The 17,629-nt window shown below is 62.1% G+C and carries 13 protein-coding genes and 7 pseudogenes; 5 read left to right on the top strand and 15 right to left on the bottom strand.

Annotated features, from left to right (window positions below):
* Positions 1-3 precede the first annotated feature (3 nt).
* Positions 4-234 (top strand): annotated as a pseudogene (locus OKW29_RS14305) (MFS transporter); the annotation flags it as partial.
* Positions 235-345: 111 nt separating this feature from the next.
* Here OKW29_RS14305 and OKW29_RS14300 read toward each other — a convergent pair.
* The 6 genes and pseudogenes from OKW29_RS14300 to OKW29_RS14275 all read right to left on the bottom strand — a co-directional run.
* On the bottom strand, positions 346-717 hold the full coding sequence (locus tag OKW29_RS14300; RefSeq protein ID WP_184064654.1) for a BON domain-containing protein: 372 nt from the start codon (positions 715-717) through the stop codon (positions 346-348).
* A 492-nt stretch (positions 718-1,209) separates the two neighbouring features.
* The gene (locus tag OKW29_RS14295) at positions 1,210-3,603 is read right to left on the bottom strand and encodes a DNA polymerase II (protein ID WP_429291518.1); all 2,394 of its coding nucleotides are present in this window, start codon (positions 3,601-3,603) and stop codon (positions 1,210-1,212) included.
* 154 nt (positions 3,604-3,757) lie between these two features.
* The gene (locus tag OKW29_RS14290) at positions 3,758-4,768 is read right to left on the bottom strand and encodes a DUF2891 domain-containing protein (RefSeq protein WP_429291517.1); all 1,011 of its coding nucleotides are present in this window, start codon (positions 4,766-4,768) and stop codon (positions 3,758-3,760) included.
* A 10-nt stretch (positions 4,769-4,778) separates the two neighbouring features.
* Positions 4,779-4,943: pseudogene (locus tag OKW29_RS14285) on the bottom strand (5-oxoproline transporter, DUF979 family subunit); the annotation flags it as partial.
* A 58-nt stretch (positions 4,944-5,001) separates the two neighbouring features.
* Positions 5,002-5,281 (bottom strand): annotated as a pseudogene (locus OKW29_RS14280) (5-oxoproline transporter, DUF969 family subunit); the annotation flags it as partial.
* Between the two features lie 129 nt (positions 5,282-5,410).
* Positions 5,411-5,926 (bottom strand): annotated as a pseudogene (locus OKW29_RS14275) (LysR substrate-binding domain-containing protein); the annotation flags it as partial.
* Here OKW29_RS14275 and OKW29_RS14270 point away from each other — a divergent pair.
* Positions 5,861-6,669: pseudogene (locus OKW29_RS14270) on the top strand (MFS transporter); the annotation flags it as partial. The pseudogenes OKW29_RS14275 and OKW29_RS14270 sit on opposite strands and share 66 nt — an antisense overlap.
* Positions 6,670-6,801: 132 nt before the next feature.
* Here OKW29_RS14270 and OKW29_RS14265 read toward each other — a convergent pair.
* Complete coding sequence (locus OKW29_RS14265) at positions 6,802-7,533, bottom strand: DUF2278 family protein (RefSeq protein WP_429291516.1); 732 nt, start codon at positions 7,531-7,533, stop codon at positions 6,802-6,804.
* 141 nt (positions 7,534-7,674) lie between these two features.
* Positions 7,675-8,352: an alpha/beta fold hydrolase gene (locus tag OKW29_RS14260; protein ID WP_429291515.1), complete on the bottom strand. Its 678-nt coding sequence runs from the start codon at positions 8,350-8,352 to the stop codon at positions 7,675-7,677.
* A gap of 58 nt (positions 8,353-8,410) precedes the next feature.
* Here OKW29_RS14260 and OKW29_RS14255 point away from each other — a divergent pair, with 58 nt between their 5' ends.
* Positions 8,411-10,276, top strand: coding sequence for an alkaline phosphatase family protein (locus tag OKW29_RS14255; protein WP_429291514.1), 1,866 nt, complete (start codon positions 8,411-8,413; stop codon positions 10,274-10,276).
* A 170-nt stretch (positions 10,277-10,446) separates the two neighbouring features.
* Here the strand turns inward: OKW29_RS14255 and OKW29_RS14250 are convergent, their stop codons facing one another.
* The 5 genes and pseudogenes from OKW29_RS14250 to OKW29_RS14230 form a co-directional block, all read right to left on the bottom strand.
* A complete protein-coding gene (locus tag OKW29_RS14250; protein ID WP_429291513.1) occupies positions 10,447-11,901 on the bottom strand; it encodes an aspartate aminotransferase family protein in 1,455 nt (484 codons plus the stop codon).
* A gap of 50 nt (positions 11,902-11,951) precedes the next feature.
* A complete protein-coding gene (locus tag OKW29_RS14245) occupies positions 11,952-13,286 on the bottom strand; it encodes a glutamine synthetase family protein (RefSeq protein ID WP_184032116.1) in 1,335 nt (444 codons plus the stop codon).
* A 60-nt stretch (positions 13,287-13,346) separates the two neighbouring features.
* Positions 13,347-13,595: pseudogene (locus OKW29_RS14240) on the bottom strand (gamma-glutamyl-gamma-aminobutyrate hydrolase family protein); the annotation flags it as partial.
* A gap of 331 nt (positions 13,596-13,926) precedes the next feature.
* Positions 13,927-14,148 (bottom strand): hypothetical protein, encoded by a 222-nt coding sequence (locus tag OKW29_RS14235; protein ID WP_316251772.1) that lies wholly within the window; start codon positions 14,146-14,148, stop codon positions 13,927-13,929.
* Between the two features lie 247 nt (positions 14,149-14,395).
* A pseudogene (locus OKW29_RS14230) lies at positions 14,396-14,962 on the bottom strand (rhodanese-like domain-containing protein); the annotation flags it as partial.
* Here OKW29_RS14230 and OKW29_RS14225 point away from each other — a divergent pair.
* Positions 14,924-15,046, top strand: a complete 123-nt coding sequence (locus OKW29_RS14225) for a hypothetical protein (protein WP_429292547.1) — start codon at positions 14,924-14,926, stop codon at positions 15,044-15,046. The pseudogene OKW29_RS14230 and the gene OKW29_RS14225 sit on opposite strands and share 39 nt — an antisense overlap.
* 54 nt (positions 15,047-15,100) lie before the next feature.
* Here OKW29_RS14225 and OKW29_RS14220 read toward each other — a convergent pair whose 3' ends face one another.
* A complete protein-coding gene (locus OKW29_RS14220) occupies positions 15,101-15,517 on the bottom strand; it encodes a cupin domain-containing protein (protein ID WP_429291512.1) in 417 nt (138 codons plus the stop codon).
* Positions 15,518-15,694: 177 nt separating this feature from the next.
* Between OKW29_RS14220 and OKW29_RS14215 the strand changes: the two genes are divergently transcribed.
* Positions 15,695-16,300 carry a peroxidase-related enzyme gene (locus OKW29_RS14215; protein ID WP_090806810.1) on the top strand — a complete coding sequence of 202 codons (606 nt, stop codon included), beginning with the start codon at positions 15,695-15,697 and terminating at the stop codon, positions 16,298-16,300.
* Between the two features lie 42 nt (positions 16,301-16,342).
* Here OKW29_RS14215 and OKW29_RS14210 read toward each other — a convergent pair whose 3' ends face one another.
* On the bottom strand, positions 16,343-17,617 hold the full coding sequence (locus OKW29_RS14210) for an MFS transporter (RefSeq protein ID WP_429291511.1): 1,275 nt from the start codon (positions 17,615-17,617) through the stop codon (positions 16,343-16,345).
* Between the last annotated feature and the right edge of the window lie 12 nt (positions 17,618-17,629).

Raw genomic sequence — 17,629 nt, 5'->3', positions numbered from 1 at the left:
CGTGAGGCCGAACTGTTTCCGACCAGCATCCGGGCGCGCGCGGTCGGCTTCGTCTACTCGTGGAGCCGCTTTTCCGCGATTTTCACGGCCTTTCTGATCGCGGCCGTGTTGCGCTACTTCGGCACGACCGGCGTGTTCGTGTTCATCGCGGGCGCGATGCTGATCGTGATGCTGGCGATTGGCTTGATGGGGCCGAAGACGAAAGGGCTCGAACTCGAGAAGATATCCACCTAGCGAAGGCCGGCTGTCGAGCCGGCCCGCCGCCATGTGCCGCATTGGCTATGCCATCAATGGAATGCACGGTCAGAGCGCCGGCCTTCCTGCAAAGCGGGGTCCAGGACTGCTTCAGGTGCCCACAGGACGGATCGACAGCGCGTTCCTGACCGAAGTTACGCCAGGTACCCCTTTCGCCACCTCGGTTGCCCGGTCGCTTTCTGCCTGAAGCGGTACGCTGCCCTGCAGCGTGACAGCACCATCGCGGGCGCGAACTGTGATATTGGCCGTTGAGATGTTCCTATCTTTCACCAGTGCATTTCGAACCTGACGCTGTAGCGCCCGGTTCGCTGCTTTCATTGACTTGTAATGCGATCGGGCTTCGGGCGTCGTGGTCGGGGCAGACGCAGGGGCGTTAGCGTTGCTCGCCTGCGCATAGGCGTGAATCGAACCCGAAATCAGAAGGGCGGTACCGACCAGTTTGACGGCGTGGATTGCTTTCATGCATCTTCTCCTGTCGTTGCAGATCGTTGGGGCTACAGATTCAGGGATATCACACACACGCCCCCACAATATTTCTGAGGCGGATCAAATGGCACTATAGGACAATAAAGGGTTAGGTCAAGCAACAATGCAAATCCCGCCAATTGCGCGAACAACCGAAGAAATTAGAATACTTCAAATTATGACGGCGCTCTAATTCTGTTGATAGGATTGAAAATCAAAACTAGGGATTAGTTTTTTTCCGCCTTTAATCACGGATTACCGGTGTCTGATTGACATTTTTAGCCATCCCCGATGTAGCGGCACAGTTACATTGCGCCGTCGATTCACGCCGGCCTCGAGAGCGCGGAGCATGCGATACGCGACCCGCGGCAACTCGCTCTGCCGCACCTTTGCTGTGCATAACACGCACTCCGATGAAGAGGCCGAGCCCCCGTCCATGGTGAAGTAGGCAATTCGTCCATGCTCGCAGCCGCGCGTTCGCCGCCACGATCAGAACAACTGCTTCTGCCCCGACATCAGCGTCGTGAAATCGTCGCGTAGCAACGGCAGAATCGCGTCGGCAACCGGCTGCAATTGCCGCGTCAGATAGTGCTCGTAGTCGATCGCCGAGCGCAGCGTTTCGAGCGGCTCGGGGCCGGCCACCGTCATCACGTAGCTGATCCAGCCGCCGTTCTGATATTGCAGCGGACGTCCCTGCTGGCGATTGAACTCATCGGCGACGCGTGCCGCGCGCACATGCGGCGGCACGTTGCGCTCGTAAGCGTCGATCGGTCTGCGCAACTGCTTGCGATAGACGAGCTGATCGTCGAGCCGGCCGGCGAGCGTATCGCGCACATAGTCGCGCACGTAATCCTGATACGGCTGCTGCTTGAAGATGCGCCGATACAGTTCCTGCTGAAACTGCTGCGCAAGCGGCGTCCAATCGGTGCGCACGGTTTCGAGCCCTTTGTAGACCACGTCCTCGCGGCCGTCCGGCAATACCGTAAGTCCTGCGTAGCGTTTCTTGCTGCCTTCCTCGGCACCGCGCACCGTCGGCATGAAAAAGCGCCGATAGTGCCGCTCGAATTGCAGTTCCAACGCACTGTCGATACCGAAGCGCGCCTGCAGCTTCTGCCGCCACGCCGCGTTGATATGTTCGACGAGCGCGCGGCCGATGCGCGCGGCGTTTTCCTCGTCATGCGCGTGCCTGAGCCAGACGAAGGTCGAATCGGTGTCGCCGTAAATCACTTCGTAGCCTTGCGCCTCGATCAGCTCGCGTGTCGTGTGCATGATCTCGTGGCCGCGCATCGTGATCGACGACGCAAGCCGCGGATCGAAGAAGCGGCAGCCGGTCGAGCCTAGCACGCCATAGAACGCGTTCATGATGATCTTCAGCGCCTGCGATAGTGGCTTGTTGTGCTCGCGCTTGGCCGCTTCGCGTGCCTGCCACACCTGCGCGACGATCGACGGTAAGCAGTGACGCGTGCGCGAAAAGCGCGCGCCGAGAAAGCCCGGCACCGAGCTCGCGTCGTCGGGATGCAGCATGCCTTCGACCAGACCGAGCGGGTCGATCAGAAACGTGCGGATGATCGACGGATACAGGCTCTTGTAGTCGAGCACGAGCACCGAGTCGTAGAGCCCGGGCCGCGAATCCATCACGAAGCCGCCGGGGCTCGCGGCGCCGGCCACGTCGCCGAGATTCGGCGCGACATAGCCCTGCCGATGCATGCGCGGCATGTACAGATGCGTGAACGCCGCGACCGAGCCGCCGCTGCGATCGGCGGGCAGGCCGGTCACGGTCGCGCGTTCGAGCAGGAACGGCAGCAACTCGGTCTTCGCGAAGATACGCGTGACGAGCTCGCAGTCCTTCAGGTTGTAACGCGCGAGCGCGGGCTTGTCTTGGTCGAAGCGGCGCTGGATTTCGTCCATGCGCTGATACGGATTGTCGATCGCCTTGCCTTCGCCCAGCACCGAGCGCGACACGTATTCGAGGCTGAACGATGGAAAGCTCCACGTCGCCGAACGCAATGCCTCGATGCCGTCGATGACCCAACGACCCGCCACGCCCGCGAAAAAGTGATTGCGCGTGACGCCGTGTTCGCGCCACTCCATCACCGCGCCGCCTCGTCCGATGCGCAGCGGCACGCGATACTGCTCGGCATGGTGTTGCAGTACCTTCAGATCGAACTGCACGAGGTTCCAGCCGATGATCGCATCGGGATCGTGCCGCTCCATCCACTCGATCAGCTTTTCGAGCAGTTGTGCGCGGGTTTCGCAGTATTCGAGCTTGAAGTCGATGGCGTCGGTGACGTTGCCGATGTTGCCATTCGGCGGCCCAAGCATATACACCTGCCGCTCGCCGCAGCCTTCGAGCGCGATCGAATATAGCTCGGCATGCGCGCTCGTTTCGATGTCGAGCGACACGAGCTTCAACGGCGGACGATATTCGTTGGACGGTTTGAGTTCGCTGTCGAGCCAGGGGCCATCGAGCCCCGGACCATTCTGCTGCGGCACGCCGCTGAACCACACCGGCGCGGTGATGAAGCGCTCCATCATGTAGCGCTCGGGCGGCTGGATATCGGCTTCGTAGACATCGACACCGCCTTCTCTGAGGCGCTTCTCGAAGCCCTTCAATTGCCGGTATTGCGCACAGTAAAGCCCGCTGACCGGCCGATGCTGGAAGTCGCGCAATTCGAGCGAACGCAGATCGAGCGGCGCGTCGCGGCGCAGGATCGTTTCGGCGCGTTCGCGATGTTCGGCCGGAATGAAGGCGACGGACGGCTGAGGGCGCAGACGGATGTGGCGCGGCCCGCTGTCCGTGGCCAGCCAGAACTCGATTTCCGTGCCGGCGGGCGTGTCCCGCCAATGTCGGGTCAAAATGAAACCCTGCTCGAACTCAGTCAAACTTCCACCTTTAAAGCGGCGCAATCGCCTTGCGCGATTTTACCGCCGCAGGCAGGGACTGTTGAATGGGCAGTAAAAAGGGCGCTTCGCATTGAAGCGCCCAATCAGCACGGCTTTATCTCTTCAAAGCCGGTTCAGTTCGTTCCCGGTTCGTTCAAGCTTCGAGCGCCAGCGTCGCGAACGTGGCGAGCCAGTGCTCGCCCATGTAGTCGCCGGTCACATGCGGCAGCGCGCTGTGCAGATGACGCTCGGCCGCATCGAACAGCACGGTGCGACGCACGTCGCCGGCGGGCAGCGCACGCGCGAGCGCACGCTGGCACCACGCGCGGCTCAGATTGAGGCCATCCAGATGCGCGATCTTGCCGTCGCTGCGATCGGTCACGGTGACGGGCTCGAACAGCGTCGCCGGTTTTTTCGCGCCGAGGTCCGGCAGGAAGCGTCCGAACCAGTCGGTGAACTGCGCCGACGGCAACACACGCCGCATCAACTCCGCTTCCATCAGCGACGGCGACAGGAATTCGTCGCCGGCCGGCTCCCATGCCTGACACGCGACGTCGTCCAGATACCAGCGCTCCGCGGTGCTGACGATCAGCGCCTCGAGCGATTCGCGCGAGGTTTGCCGCGCGAAATCGAGCGTCAGCGCGAGCGCGAACGCCATGTTGAAGTGCGTGCCGACGCGCAGCGGATAGGTTGCTTTCGGCAGGAACTCCGCGAAGCGCTCGACGAACGCCTCGGTGAGCGGCGCGAACGTCTTCGCCCAGCGCGCGGCTTCGGAGATTTTCATCGACTGCAACTGCGCGCCGAGCGCGAGCAGCCACGCCCAGCCATACGGCCGCTCGAAGCCGCGGTTGTGCGGCAGCTCCAGATACGCGAGTTCGCCGGCGACGTTCGCCGCGGTGAAATGCTCGTCGACCACGGCGACGATGCGCGCGGCCTCGGGCAGATCGGGGAAGCGTTCGAGCAGATGCAGGATCAGCCAGTAGCCGTGCACGCACGAATGCCAGTCGTAGCTGCCGTAGAAGATCGGATGCAAGGCGCGCGGACCCTGTACGTCCTGCGGTCCTCCAAGCGAGTGCGTGAGCTTGTTCGGATATTCGCGCGTGAGGTGGGCGAGCGCGACATTGGCGAATCTGGACGCGAATTCGCGGGTGAGCTGGGTGGTCATCGGCGGCTCCTCAGAAGCGGAATACGAACACGTACAACAGTATGGTGTTGACGATCAGCAATAGTAAAGCGGTCGGCGATTGCGCCTTGATCACGCCGTTCTGGTCCTTCAGTTCGAGCAGCGCGGCGGGGACGATGTTGAAGTTCGCCGCCATCGGCGTGCCGCAGAAACCAGATTCTTCGTTTCGACGAAGGGCGCGTAGTTGAGCGTCAGCGTACCGACCAGCGTGATGAGAGCACGCGGCCGGTGGTGGCCGCATGCAGGCGCGAGATCAGATGCCGCGCCTGTTCCTTCAGACCGTTGTTCGAGCAGCGCGATGACCGGCAGCTTGAGCCAGATCAGGCCCATGTAGCGGTTATCCGCGAATGCCTTGCCGAACGCGCTGACGATCTCCACCGTCTGCAAGCCGCCGGCTATCCCGGTCGCGACGCCCGCGATCGTCACCACCAGCAGCGCGTCGAAGCTCAATGCGAAGCCGGGTGCCACGATCGGCACGCCAATCAAAACCCCCATCCGGCTCTCCTTGCTTCGTTTCCTCGACGCATGGCGACGGAATCTAACACGAGAATTTATTGATAAATAATCGATAAAATCTACTTATCGGGTAAACGCCGAGAAAGTGGCAGCGTGTGCGGGAAACGATCAACCCGCGGTCATACCCTCCGCCGTCAACTGCCGCAACTGCTCCAGCAGCTTGACCGCCGGGCTCGGCAGAATCCCCTGGCGCCGCCGGAACGCGGTCAACGTGCGCCGCCCGACCACGCCTGGGACGCCGAGCGTATCGAACACGCCGGCCTTGCTTTCGGTCACGTACATGGTCGACGCCATCCAGCTCAGAAAGCCGGAACGCGCGACCAGGCTCTTCAGCGCCGTGACCGAGCGCGTTTCGACGACGACGTTCGGCAGTCCCAGCCCGCGCTCGGCAAACACGCTCTGCATGTGCTCGAACGGGCCGGTGCCGCGTGGCGGAATCGCCCAGCGTTCGCCCAGCGTGTCGGCAAGCGTGAGGTCGGGCTTGCGCCGCAGCGGATGATCGAGCGCGGCGACCACGTAGCTCGCGTCTTCCCAGCGGCAATGGGCGATCGCGGTGATCTCGTCGGTGTCGGGCACGGCCATGCTGAGCGCGAGATCGATCTGACGTTTGACGAGCGCATCGGCCGCCGGCGGGCGGTGATCGGCAGCGTGTTCGTGTTCGGCCTGGCGACCTGCGCGATCAGTCTCGCGCCGAACGTCGTGGCCATTGCGGCGCTGCGCTTTATCGCGGGGCTCGGCATCGGCGGCGCGCTGCCGACGTCGACGACGCTGACCGCCGAGTTCACGCCCGCGCGTTTTCGTACCTTCGCGGTGACGGCGACCATTCTGTGCGTGCCGCTGGGCGGTATGGTCGCGGGATTGTTCGCCGGCCAGGTGCTGCCGGTTTATGGCTGGCGCGGTCTGTTCGTAGCGGGCGGTGTGCTGCCGCTCGTGCTCGCCATCGTCCCGCTCGCGGCGCTGCCGGAATCGCCGCTTTTCTGGCACGCCGTCCGCATCGCTGGCCCGAACTCGTGAAGCTGCTGCGGCGCATGGCGCGCGACGTGTCGGCCGATGCGAGCTTCACCGATGTGCGCGAACAAAGCGCTGAGAAACACGTCGGTTTTGCCGCGCTGTTCCGCGATGGCCGTTCGCGCGACACCGTCGCGATCTGGGGCGCGTTCTTCATGTGCCTGCTCGCGGTGTATGCGGCTCTCGCGTTCGGCCGCGTCGGCGCGATTCTGAGCGCATTCGCTGGTGCCGCGGTGATCACGGCCGGTGGCGCATCGGGCTACCTGCTGATGCTCGGTATCGCAATGGTCATCGTGCTGATCGCGCTGGCGGTGGTGCAGCGGCATATTCCGCGTCGAGGCGCCGCGAGCGCGCGCTGATCGACGCGACGTCTCTCGCGGTGCGTTCGTATCGCGAGGGACTTTGGTGCGCGATCTGATTTTCCCCTTGGCAAGATCCTGTTTCTCGCGCATCGCGGCGGTTTCCACTTGCCCAATGCACGAGCGACGCTATCAACCTCGCTGAATATAAACGGGCAACGCCACTGCATTCGCCGCCGGATCGCCGGCCGCATTGGTCGGCAAATACTGTGTCTGAAACGCGGTAAACATCGCGGCAAACCCATCGGCGCGCTGCACGATCACCGCGCCGTCCTGGAACGTGCCGTTTTCGTTGTAATGCGGGCCACGCGGATTGCCCTGATTCATGTGAGTCTCGTGAAGACCGTCCTTCTTCGGCAGAAACAGAAAGCCGAACCCATAGACCACGATGCCCGCGGTGGTCGGTGTCCAGAAATCGCGGTTGTGCAACTGGCCGCTGCCGTTGTCGTAGGGCAGACTTTGCGACGGTTTGCTTTCGTCGATGGTGAGGATTTCGTCGATGATGTCGTTGACGTCGGCGCGGTTGCCGTTCTGATCCTCGTAGGGGACCGGCCGCATGCGGTGAATGTCGAGCAGGCTGCTGTCCTGGAAGTAATCGAGCCGTGGAAAGCCGCTCGTGTAGAGGCCGAGGTTCAGGGGCTGCAGTTTCGCGGTGAGTGGATCGGCGAAGTTCAGATCGGCATAGAAGTACACGTCGTCGTTACCGCTTGCGCCCGGTTGCGTCGACGCCGAATTGACGACGATGTTGAATGGTGTGTTGTCGTTGCCAGTCACCGTGATCACATAGTGCGGACTGCCTATATACGAATCTTTGAAAGGCGCCGCGCGCAGCAGTTTTCCCTTGAACATGCAGTATTCGTTCATGACTGAATGACCTTCTCGAAGTTGACGAACGGAAAGCGACGTATCCAAGCATACGGTGCTACACGTCGATAAACAACCGCGCCCGCTGTCATACGCTTGCAATGTTTTTATCCCACCGCTATTGCGGTGTGCGAGCAATCATCAACGAGCCGTATCGAACCCGGCCGCCCACCGAGCCCATTTGACCAGCGCTTCGGTCACATCGTCGGGCCGCTCCATCGTGCACATGTGACCGCTTCGTTCTATCACGCGAAGCTCCGAGCCACGAATCTGCGCGTGCATTTCCTCGTGATGCGCCAACGGACTCCATTTGTCATCGCGGCCGCAGACGATCATCGTCGGGCACGCGACGTCGCGAAGCAGGGCCGTTGCGTCGGGACGATCGAGCAGCGTTAGACGGATAAAAGACGGCACTCGATACGAGGCCATCGTCGAATGGTAAGGGCGCGCGCGGAAAACTCTGAACGAAACGCGCACACCGACCTGCGAGTCCTTTCCGGAACACTGCGCAAATGTCATGCCGCCGCCGTCGATAACCGGCCATTCATAGCCATGGTTCGGCCGTTTCGGACACTTGTCAGTAATCAATCGCCCTATCGTGGACGCAATGCGTTCAGGCAGTCCGACGACAGCCAACTGTAATGCGAGCGACTCTCCATGTTCATGAAGGAACCCTAAGGTCTTACCGTTGTAACCAACGGTAAGGAGACGGCAAATGGCGACATTCCACCTGTCACAACGATGCAATAAGCTGTACGTACGACTTTCGATGTCAGCAGTTGCGGGAGCGGCCGCGCTCGCATTCGCTACGATGCCCACAGGGGTGTCTGCGGCAAGGGACGATCATGCGGCCCAGACCCTAACGCCAATCAAGCATGTGATCATCGTTGTCGGCGAAAACCGAACGTTCGACCACGTGTTCGGCACCTACCAACCCCCGCAAGGCCAATCAGTGTGGAATCTGCTGTCGCGGGGCATCGTCAATGCTGATGGTTCGCCGGGCCCGAACTTCAATAAGGCGCAGCAATACGAAGCGCAATTGGTTGGACCGGCAAAATTTGCGTTAGCCCCACCGAACAAAACCCCGTACATGCCGCTGCCGGCCCCCAATACCGGCGGTGCGCCGACGGCGGCCAGCGACGCAAGTCCGCCACCTTTCGCGACTCACGATGCGGCCGTGCAGGCCGAAGGCACGGCACTCGAGGCGTCCGACATCGATCAGTTGCTGAGCGGCGCGACAGGACTGCCGAAGGATGTAAAAGATTCGCGGGTGGCCAACTACAACGCGTTGCCGAGCGGTCCATATCTGTTGCAGCCGCCACTCTACGATGCGTACATGGGCGGTCCGGTGCACCGCTTCTATCAGGCGTGGCAGCAAGCGGATTGTGCCGTCGCACATGCGAGCCGCGAGAATCCGAGCGGGTGCCTCGGCGATCTGTTCGCCTGGGTGGAAACCACCATCGGCGCGGGCAGCAACGGCAAGCCGCAACCGACGCCTTTTACCGATCAGACCACCGGCGAAGGCTCGAATGCGCTCGGCTTCTACAACGTGAACAACGGCGACATGCCGTACTTCACGAAACTGGCCCAGCAATACGCGATGAGCGATAACTATCACCAACCGGTGATGGGCGGAACCGGGGCGAACAGCATCATGATCGGTGCGGCTGATGCGTACTACTACACCGACGGCAGCGGCAATGCGGCAACGCCGCCGTCGGATCAGATCGAGAACGTTGATCCGTTGGCCGGCACCAACAACTGGTACACCCAGGACGGTTACTCGGGGGGCAGCTATAGCAACTGTTCGGACCCGGGCCAGCCCGGCGTCGGCGCGATCCGCCAATACCTTGAATCGCTGCCCTACGATCCCAAGCCGAACTGCGCGCCGAAGCACTATTACCTGCTCAACAATTACAACCCGGGATATAACGGCGACGGTACGGTGCTCGACAGAACGAAGTCGCCGTTCACGATCCCCCCGTCACCCGTGCGCACCGTCGGAGACACGCTGCTTGATCGCAAGATCCCGTGGAAGTACTACGGGGAGGGCTGGAACAGCTTCATCAAGGATCCGTCGACAAGCGTCTACTGCAACATCTGCAATCCGTTCCTGTACGAGACGTCGATCATGACGAACAAGCACGTCCGGGACACACATCTTGCGGACTTGCCAGACCTGTACGCGGATATCCAGGCGGGCAAGCTGCCAGCTGTGTCGTTCGTGAAGCCTGGCGGACTGCTCGATGGGCATCCGACATCGTCGAAGTTTGGGCTTTACGAGGCATTCGTGCGAAAACTGGTCGACGCGGTGAAGAGCGATCCGAAGCTATGGGCCACTACGGCGATCCTCATCACCACCGACGAGGGCGGCGGCTACTACGATTCCGGCTATGTGCAGCCCATCGACTACTTTGGTGACGGCTCGCGTATCCCGATGATCGCAGTGTCGAAGTATTCCGCTGGCGGGCGCATTTCGCACGGCTACGCGGATCACGCGTCGTTGGTCAAGTTCATCGAACGCAACTGGGGGCTGCCACCGATTACCAGACGTAGTCGTGACAACTTGCCGAACCCGGTCCAGTACAGCGATAACCCATATGTGCCGGTCAATGCGCCCGCGATCGGCGACCTGTTCGATCTTTTCGACTTCGACCGGGACTCCGACACGCACGGGCATCATGACGGGTCGCACCCGGACCATGATGCAGGCAACGGCGGTAAGGGCTGGTGGCCTTTCTGACCATAACCTGGAACGCTCGCGCGACCGGTACTACGTAAAGTAGGACCGCCGCGCGTTCCGGCGGCGGTCACGGGGGGCAGATGATTGGTGCGATCCTGCGGCTGATGGGCGATTTGAAGGCTGTGCGGGCACTCGAGGGCTGAGGGAAACTGAATCGCAACCACGCAGTGCTATCGGATGCCCACCCGCCGCGCGGTCGCATCGATCGCCGCTTCTGCCTTCGAGACGATTTCATCGATTTCCGGCCGACTGACCACGAGCGGCGGCGACAGCAACATCCGGTCGCCGCTCGCGCGCATGATCAGATTGCCGTTGAAGCAGAAGTCGCGGCACATCGTACCGACATCGCCGCCATTCGCGAAGCGCTTGCGCCCGAGCGGCTCCTCGGCGAGTTGCACGCCCGCCACGAGGCCCGCGCCGCTGATCTCGCCAACGATAGGATGACCGGCGAACGTCTCACGCAGTTTGTTCTGAAAGTACGGACCTGTATCCGCTTTGACGCGCTCCACGATCCTCTCGTCGCGCAGCAGTTTCAGATTCGCAAGCGCGACGGCCGCCGCGACCGGATGCCCGGAGTAGGTGAGGCCATGATTGAAGTCACCGTTGTCGATCAGTGCGCGGGCGACGCGATCATGTAGACCGACAGCCCCCATCGGCACGTAACCGCTCGTCAGTCCCTTCGCGAGCGTGATCAGGTCCGGCTCGAAGCCGAAGTGCTGATGCGCGAACCATTCGCCGGTTCGGCCGAAGCCGCCGATCACTTCGTCCGCGACGAGCAGCACGTCGTACTTGCGGCAAATGCGCTCGATTTCCGGCCAATACGTGTCAGCCGGAAAAATCACGCCGCCCGCTCCCTGGAAAGGCTCACCGATAAATGCGGCGACATTGTCCGCACCGAGTTCGAGAATCTTCGCTTCGAGCTGCCGCGCGCGAGCCAGTGCGAATTCTTCCGCCGTCTGATCGCTTGCCGCTTCGCCGAAGAAATAGGGCTGGTCGATATGTACGATGTTCTCGACTTTCGATGGCATCTGCTCATGCATATAAGCCATGCCGCCGAGCGTGCCGCCCGCGATCGTCGACCCGTGATAAGCGTTTTTGCGCGCGATGACGAACTTCCTCGCGGGCTGTCGTTGCGTCGCCCAGTATTGATGGACGATGCGCAGCACGGTGTCGTTGCCTTCCGAGCCGCTGTTGCAGTAGAAGAAGTGATTGAATGGGGCGGGCGTCAGTTCGGCGAGCAGGGCAGACAGTTCAATCACGGGCGGATGCGTCGTCTTGAAAAACGTGTTGTAGTACGGCAGTTCCCGCATCTGCCGGAATGCGGCGTCGGCCAGTTCCTGGCGGCCGTAGCCGACGTTCACGCACCAGAGTCCCGCCATGCCGTCGATGATCTTGTTGCCCTCCGAGTCCCACAGGTACACGCCTTGCGCCTTGACGATCACGCGAGAACCCGCGCGATTGAGCGAGCCCATATCCGAGAACGGATGGATGTGATGCGCGGCATCGAGCGCGCGGTATTCGGCGGTGCTGCGCGATGTGGCTTGCGAGGTCGGCGCGTCTTTCGTGCCGCCATGCTGCGACGTTTCCTTTTCCGCATACATCACGTCTTCAGTCTTATAGCTCATACTGCCCTCCGTCTTTTCAAGGTTCTCATTGACCGATTGGCCCGCAGCACTCAAACGTGCAGCAGCAAATGCCGGCGTTCCCACGAACTGATCACGCGGAAAAACGCTTCGTATTCGGTCTCTTTCAAGGCGAGATACGCTCGGACGAACTGCTCGCCGAGTACTTCGGCAATCGGCTCGCACGCGCTCATCGACGTCAAGCCTTCTTCGAGATTGCGCGGTAATTGATAGGGCAGGGCATAGCCGTCGCTCGCCAGCGGTTCGGTTGCGGCGAGCCGCTGCGTGATGCCGAGATAGCCCGCCGCCAAGGTCGCGGCAATCGCCAGATACGGATTGCAATCGACACCCGGAATCCGGTTCTCGATGCGGCGCGCGACCGGCGCGGAATGCGGAACCCGGAAGCCGACCGTGCGATTGTCATAACCCCACGCGACATTGATCGGCGCGGCCATGAAACGCGACAGACGCCGGTACGAATTGATGTACGGCGCGAAGATCGGCATCAGCGCCGGCGTGTATTTCTGCAAGCCGGCGATAAAGCCGGTGAACAGCGAGGTCGGCTCGCCGTCGGCGGCGGTGAAGAGGTTGCGGCCGGTTTCCATATCGACGAGGCTTTGATGCATGTGCATCGCCGAGCCCGGCTCACCTTCCATCGGCTTCGCCATGAAAGTCGCGTACATCTTGTGACGCAACGCCGCTTCGCGCACGGTGCGCTTGAAGAGAAACACACTGTCCGCGAGCTTGAGCGGATCGCCGTGCATGAAGTTGATTTCCATCTGCGCGGCGCCGACTTCGTGTATCAGCGTATCGACTTCGAGTTCCTGCACGTCGCAGTACTCGTAGATGTCTTCGAACAACGGGTCGAATTCGTTGACCGCTTCGATCGAATACGCCTGGCGTCCGGTTTCCGCGCGACCCGTACGTCCGACCGGCGGTTGCAACGGCAGATCGGGATCGCGGTTCATGTCGACCAGATAGAACTCGAGCTCCGGCGCGATCACCGGTTTCCAGCCGCGCGCCTTATATAGATCGAGCACGCGCCGCAACACACAGCGCGGCGAGATTTCGACCGGGGTGCCGTCGAAATGCACGCAATCGTGAATCACCTGCGCGGTCGGGTCGACTGCCCACGGAATCATCCGGATCGTGCTCGCGTCGGGTACGCACACCATGTCGGGATCGGTGACGCCGGTCAGCGAATCGCTTTGCGGATAGTCGCCGGTGACGGTCTGGATCATCACCGCCTGCGGCAGACGCATCGATTCGCCCGATTCGAACTTGCTGCGCGGAATGATCTTGCCGCGCGCGATGCCGGCCATGTCCGGAATAATTGCTTCGATTTCGGTGACATGATGCTTTTTCAGAAATTCGTCGATGTCATGCATGATTGTTCTCTCTGTTCTGGTCCGCGACCTGCGTCATGTGTGCAGGGTTTCGTGTATTCATGCGCTGGCGTTACTGACGCTGATTGCTTCGATCAGGCCGTCCGCTGCGAGGGCTTGGACCTCGTGGCCTACGCCCAGTCGCGCGATGCCCTGACCGTGCAATGAATTCACCCGCGCTTCGTGGGCGCAGCCCGCGAGGCGCTGCAGCATGCCGCCGCGCGTCAGTACGATCGAATGCAATGCGGCGTATTGCGCGTCGAGCGAGTCGTCCTCGTTCCCGCGATGGTCGTTCAGTCCGCCGACCACGTGCGACGGATGAGCGCCGAGCATCGTTCTATCGGCGGTGATTCCTGCTATTGGTTGGTTTCGCATAACGAATAGGCGTGTCGATCCCCCGCCGCACATCACGTGAACGGCGTTAAATAGCGCGCGCGGCGAGGTGGGAAAACGCGAAGGCGAGTCGACGCCAAAGCGAATCCGCGCAATAACGCGCAGCGCTTACCCGATTAGAAGCGGTTCGATTGAATCCGTCGCGATGCGCGGTGATCAGTCAGTGCCGCGCGGACGCAAGCAGCCAGTTCGCGAAAACGCGCGCAAACGGACGAATCGAGCAGCCAAAAGAGATGAAAGAGGAGAGGCGCTACGGCAGCAGCGAAGCGACTTCGTCTGTGCGCACCGCGATGAACGCGCGCGCGGAGAGGACGTTGCGGCGTCGAACGGAACGACGCGACAGGACTGTGACGACGGACAGAAAGCGGCGAAACGCAAGGCTGCCGTTGCTGCCGTCGGCGCTGGCGCCGTCAGCGCAAGTACAACGCGCCTGACTGCGATTCCAATTCACCAAAGGGCCTCGGACTCTCACGATGACACTCGACTGGCGTAGTTGAGGGTATTGAACGGCCTGTTTCGAATCCACAGCGGATATTGAAGAAACAGGACACGGGTTGATCGAGAAGAAACGGTACTAGACGGTAGTAGCTTAATTCGCCGCGCCGCCCACAAGATCTCCCACTAGCTAGGATATACGAGCTAAAAATGCCGTCAATTTATTTTTGGATTTTGGCAAAGCGGCATCGAGCGTGATGCCGCGTGTTTCGTCTACTGTTCATTCACTCCGCGAGACGTGCGCGCAGCGTGTATTCGCCTTCGTTGCCCTTGTCTTCGAGCATGTGTGCCATCGCCATATTGAAGTCGGTCGGCAGTGGCTCGACCGGATAGCCGCGCTTTTCCCACGCATCGAGACCGCCCTTCAGCGCGCGCACATGATGAATGTTCTTCCGATGCAATTGCCTGACGATGCGCTTCGCGGTCGCTTCGTTGGGACACACGCAATAGACGACGATCGGCCGCTTCAGGTATTCCGGATGAATCGGATCGGGCGACTCGAGATCGAGCGGCCGGGCGCCGGCAATGCGGTGCGATTCCTTTTCGCGCACGGTGCTCGGGCGCGCGTCGAGAATCAGCGGCGGTTCGTTCGACTTCATCATCGCGTCGAGCTGATCGGGCGTAATGCGCGTATGCGCGAGCCAGCGACGAAACTGCAAGCGGCGCAGCCAGCGATACACCAGAACCGCCGCGAAGATCACCGCGAACGTATCGAAGATCGTGCCGCCGTTGTGTCGCACGAGCAGCATCATTTGCACGATCTGGTCGTGCAGGGCGCCGCCGCCGATCACCCGCGCGCGACCGACGAATGGGCGCGGCGCACGACGCGGCGCGGCCTGCATGCGCCGCGCGGCAAGTGGATCAAACCGGTTTGAGAAGCATGATTTGCCTCGCTTCAGGCGAGGCGGTCCGGGAAGAGGCCCGTTGCCTCACGCATCCTCGGACGGATCATAGGGCACCACGCGCTCATGCTCGTCCGCGTGATTGCGCGCGACGATCGCGCGCGCCGCGGCGTTCGCGTCGAGATTGAACGGCTGATGCGGCACGCCAGGCGGAATGAACAGGAAGTCGCCCGGCTCGGTGATGACGGACTCGCGCAAGCCCGGGCCGTAGCGCGTCTCGATCTTGCCTTCGAGCATATAGATCGCCGTCTCGTAGTCGGCGTGAAAGTGCGGCTCCGCATGGCCGCCAGGCGGGACCACGACCATGTACATCGACAGGCCGGTAGTGCCCGCGGTGCCCGCCGAAATGCCGACGAAATAGGGCAGCTGCTGCATCGTCGCCATTTCCCGTTCGGGCCGCACCTTGACCACCGGGGCCCGCGCGTCGTACGTAACGTTTGACATGGTCGCTCCTTTCGTCGCCGCCGTGCCGGGCGGCTTCACGCATGCCGAACTGGAAGTCTAGACGATACGGGCGGCAATGTCGGACGGGATCGAGCGGACCTGGTGAAGCGCGGGCGACCGCGAAATCGCGTTGCTACAATGGTCGGCATACCCCGACAGAGATCACGGAGACAGCGCATGGCCACGCTTCAGCCCATCAGCCGCTACCCGGTCCCCGAGCCGAGCGAGTGGCCCGAAGACATCAGTGCCCGCATTCTCGAAGTGCAGGAGAAAGCGGGTTTCGTGCCGAACGTGTTTCTGACGCTCGCGCATCGGCCCGACGAATTCCGCGCGTTCTTCGCTTATCACGATGCGTTGATGCTGAAAGAGGGCGGTCTAACGAAAGGCGAGCGGGAGATGATCGTGGTCGCGACGAGCGCGGTCAACGATTGTCTTTACTGCGTGGTCGCCCACGGCGCGATTCTGCGCATCTACGAAAAAGCGCCGCTGCTCGCCGATCAGGTCGCGGTCAATCACCGCAAGGCCGACATCACGGACCGCCAGAAGGCGATGCTCGATTTCGCGCTGAAGGTGTGCCGCGCGTCGGGCACGGTCGACGAAGAAGACTTCCAGACACTGCGCGGCCACGGCTTCACCGATGAAGACATCTGGGACATCGCGGCAATCACCGCGTTTTTCGGGCTGTCGAACCGGATGGCCAACGTGATCTCGATGCGTCCGAACGACGAGTTCTATCTGATGGGGCGTGTGCCGAAAGCCGCGGCGGATGCACCGAAAAAGTAGCCTCGGCTGGAATCGCTTCAGCATCTCTATCGGCAATTCGCATCACGCCTGCGCGGGGCGAGACGAACGCCGCGCGGGCGTCATCACCACGGTGTCGTCGATCGGGAAATGCAGCAGTGCCGCGATCAATCCCGCCGCGACCGTCGCTACCCATAGCAGTGAGTACGAGCCCGTCAGATCGAACACGAGGCCACCGAGCCACGCGCCGAGAAACGAGCCGATCTGATGGCTCAGAAAGCACACGCCGAACAGGCTGCCGAGGTGACGCGTGCCGAACACCTTGGCGACTAGCCCGCTCGTCAGCGGTACGGTGCCGAGCCACGTGAGGCCCATCACCGCCGCGAAGATCACCACGGACACAGCGCTTTTCGGCAGCGCGAAGAATGCGGCGATCGTCGCGCTGCGAATCAGATAAAGCCAGCCGAGCACATGATGTTGGCGGAACCGGCCGCCGAGCCAACCACATGCCCAACTGCCCGCCATGTTGAACAGGCCGATCAGCGCAAGCGCGGTGGCGCCCAGCCCGATCGGCATATGACACAGCGTCAGATACTCGGGCAGATGCGTCGCGATGAACGCGAGCTGAAAGCCGCAGGTGAAGAAGCCGAGCGTCAGCAAGCGGTAGCCGCGATGGCGCATCGCTTGTGACAGAACCTCGCGCAGCGGCGCCGCGGGCGCGTCCTCGAACCGCGCCTGAGCCGTCGCGTGGATCGGCGCACGCCGGTCGAGCACGATGCCGAGCGGCGCGATGAGCAGCATGGCGAAAGCGAGCACGAATAGCGATGTCGCGATGCCCGAATGCAGCCGGATGCCTTGTACGAGCGGCACCATCAGCACCTGTCCGGCGGAGCCGCCGGCGCTGACGAGCCCCATCGCGACGCTGCGCTTCTCCGGCGACGCAACGCGGCCGACCGCTGGCAACACCACGCCGAAGGTCGTGCAGCTCACGCCGATGCCGACCAGCAATCCCATGCCGGTCACCAGCAGCGCACCGCTCGGGGCGACCGCCGACAGCGCGAGGCCGGCCGCGAATGTCGAAGCGCCGAACGCGACGACCGGCGCCGAGCCATAGCGATCGGCGGCCGCGCCCGCGAACGGCTGCGCGAAGCCCCACACGAGGTTGTGCAGCGCGATCGCGAAAGCGATCAGCGTGACCGGCAGACCGCGGTCGAACGAGAACGGACCGATGAACAGGCCGAAGGTCTGGCGGATGCCCATCGCGGCGCTCAGGATCAGCGCACCGGCGACGATCACGAGCGTCGTGGTGACGGTCGTCGCCGGAGCGAGGGCGGGTTGCTTGCTATGGGTCGTCGACATGGCGGCTTCTCC

The sequence above is a fragment of the Paraburkholderia sp. CI3 genome, from assembly GCF_050436505.1.
Taxonomy (GTDB): domain Bacteria; phylum Pseudomonadota; class Gammaproteobacteria; order Burkholderiales; family Burkholderiaceae; genus Paraburkholderia; species Paraburkholderia tuberum.
The sequence above is the reverse complement of the archived record's forward strand: the minus strand, read 5'-3'. Positions and strand labels throughout refer to the sequence as shown.

Excerpts from the sequence above, each read along its gene's own strand:
- OKW29_RS14300 (WP_184064654.1), bottom strand. The coding sequence starts at position 717 with ATGAAAGCAATCCACGCCGTCAAACTGGTCGGTACCGCCCTTCTGATT.
- OKW29_RS14290 (WP_429291517.1), bottom strand. The coding sequence starts at position 4,768 with ATGACCACCCAGCTCACCCGCGAATTCGCGTCCAGATTCGCCAATGTC.
- OKW29_RS14265 (WP_429291516.1), bottom strand. The coding sequence starts at position 7,533 with ATGAACGAATACTGCATGTTCAAGGGAAAACTGCTGCGCGCGGCGCCT.
- OKW29_RS14250 (WP_429291513.1), bottom strand. The coding sequence starts at position 11,901 with ATGAGCTATAAGACTGAAGACGTGATGTATGCGGAAAAGGAAACGTCG.
- OKW29_RS14245 (WP_184032116.1), bottom strand. The coding sequence starts at position 13,286 with ATGCATGACATCGACGAATTTCTGAAAAAGCATCATGTCACCGAAATC.
- OKW29_RS14220 (WP_429291512.1), bottom strand. The coding sequence starts at position 15,517 with ATGTCAAACGTTACGTACGACGCGCGGGCCCCGGTGGTCAAGGTGCGG.
- OKW29_RS14215 (WP_090806810.1), top strand. The coding sequence starts at position 15,695 with ATGGCCACGCTTCAGCCCATCAGCCGCTACCCGGTCCCCGAGCCGAGC.
- OKW29_RS14210 (WP_429291511.1), bottom strand. The coding sequence starts at position 17,617 with ATGTCGACGACCCATAGCAAGCAACCCGCCCTCGCTCCGGCGACGACC.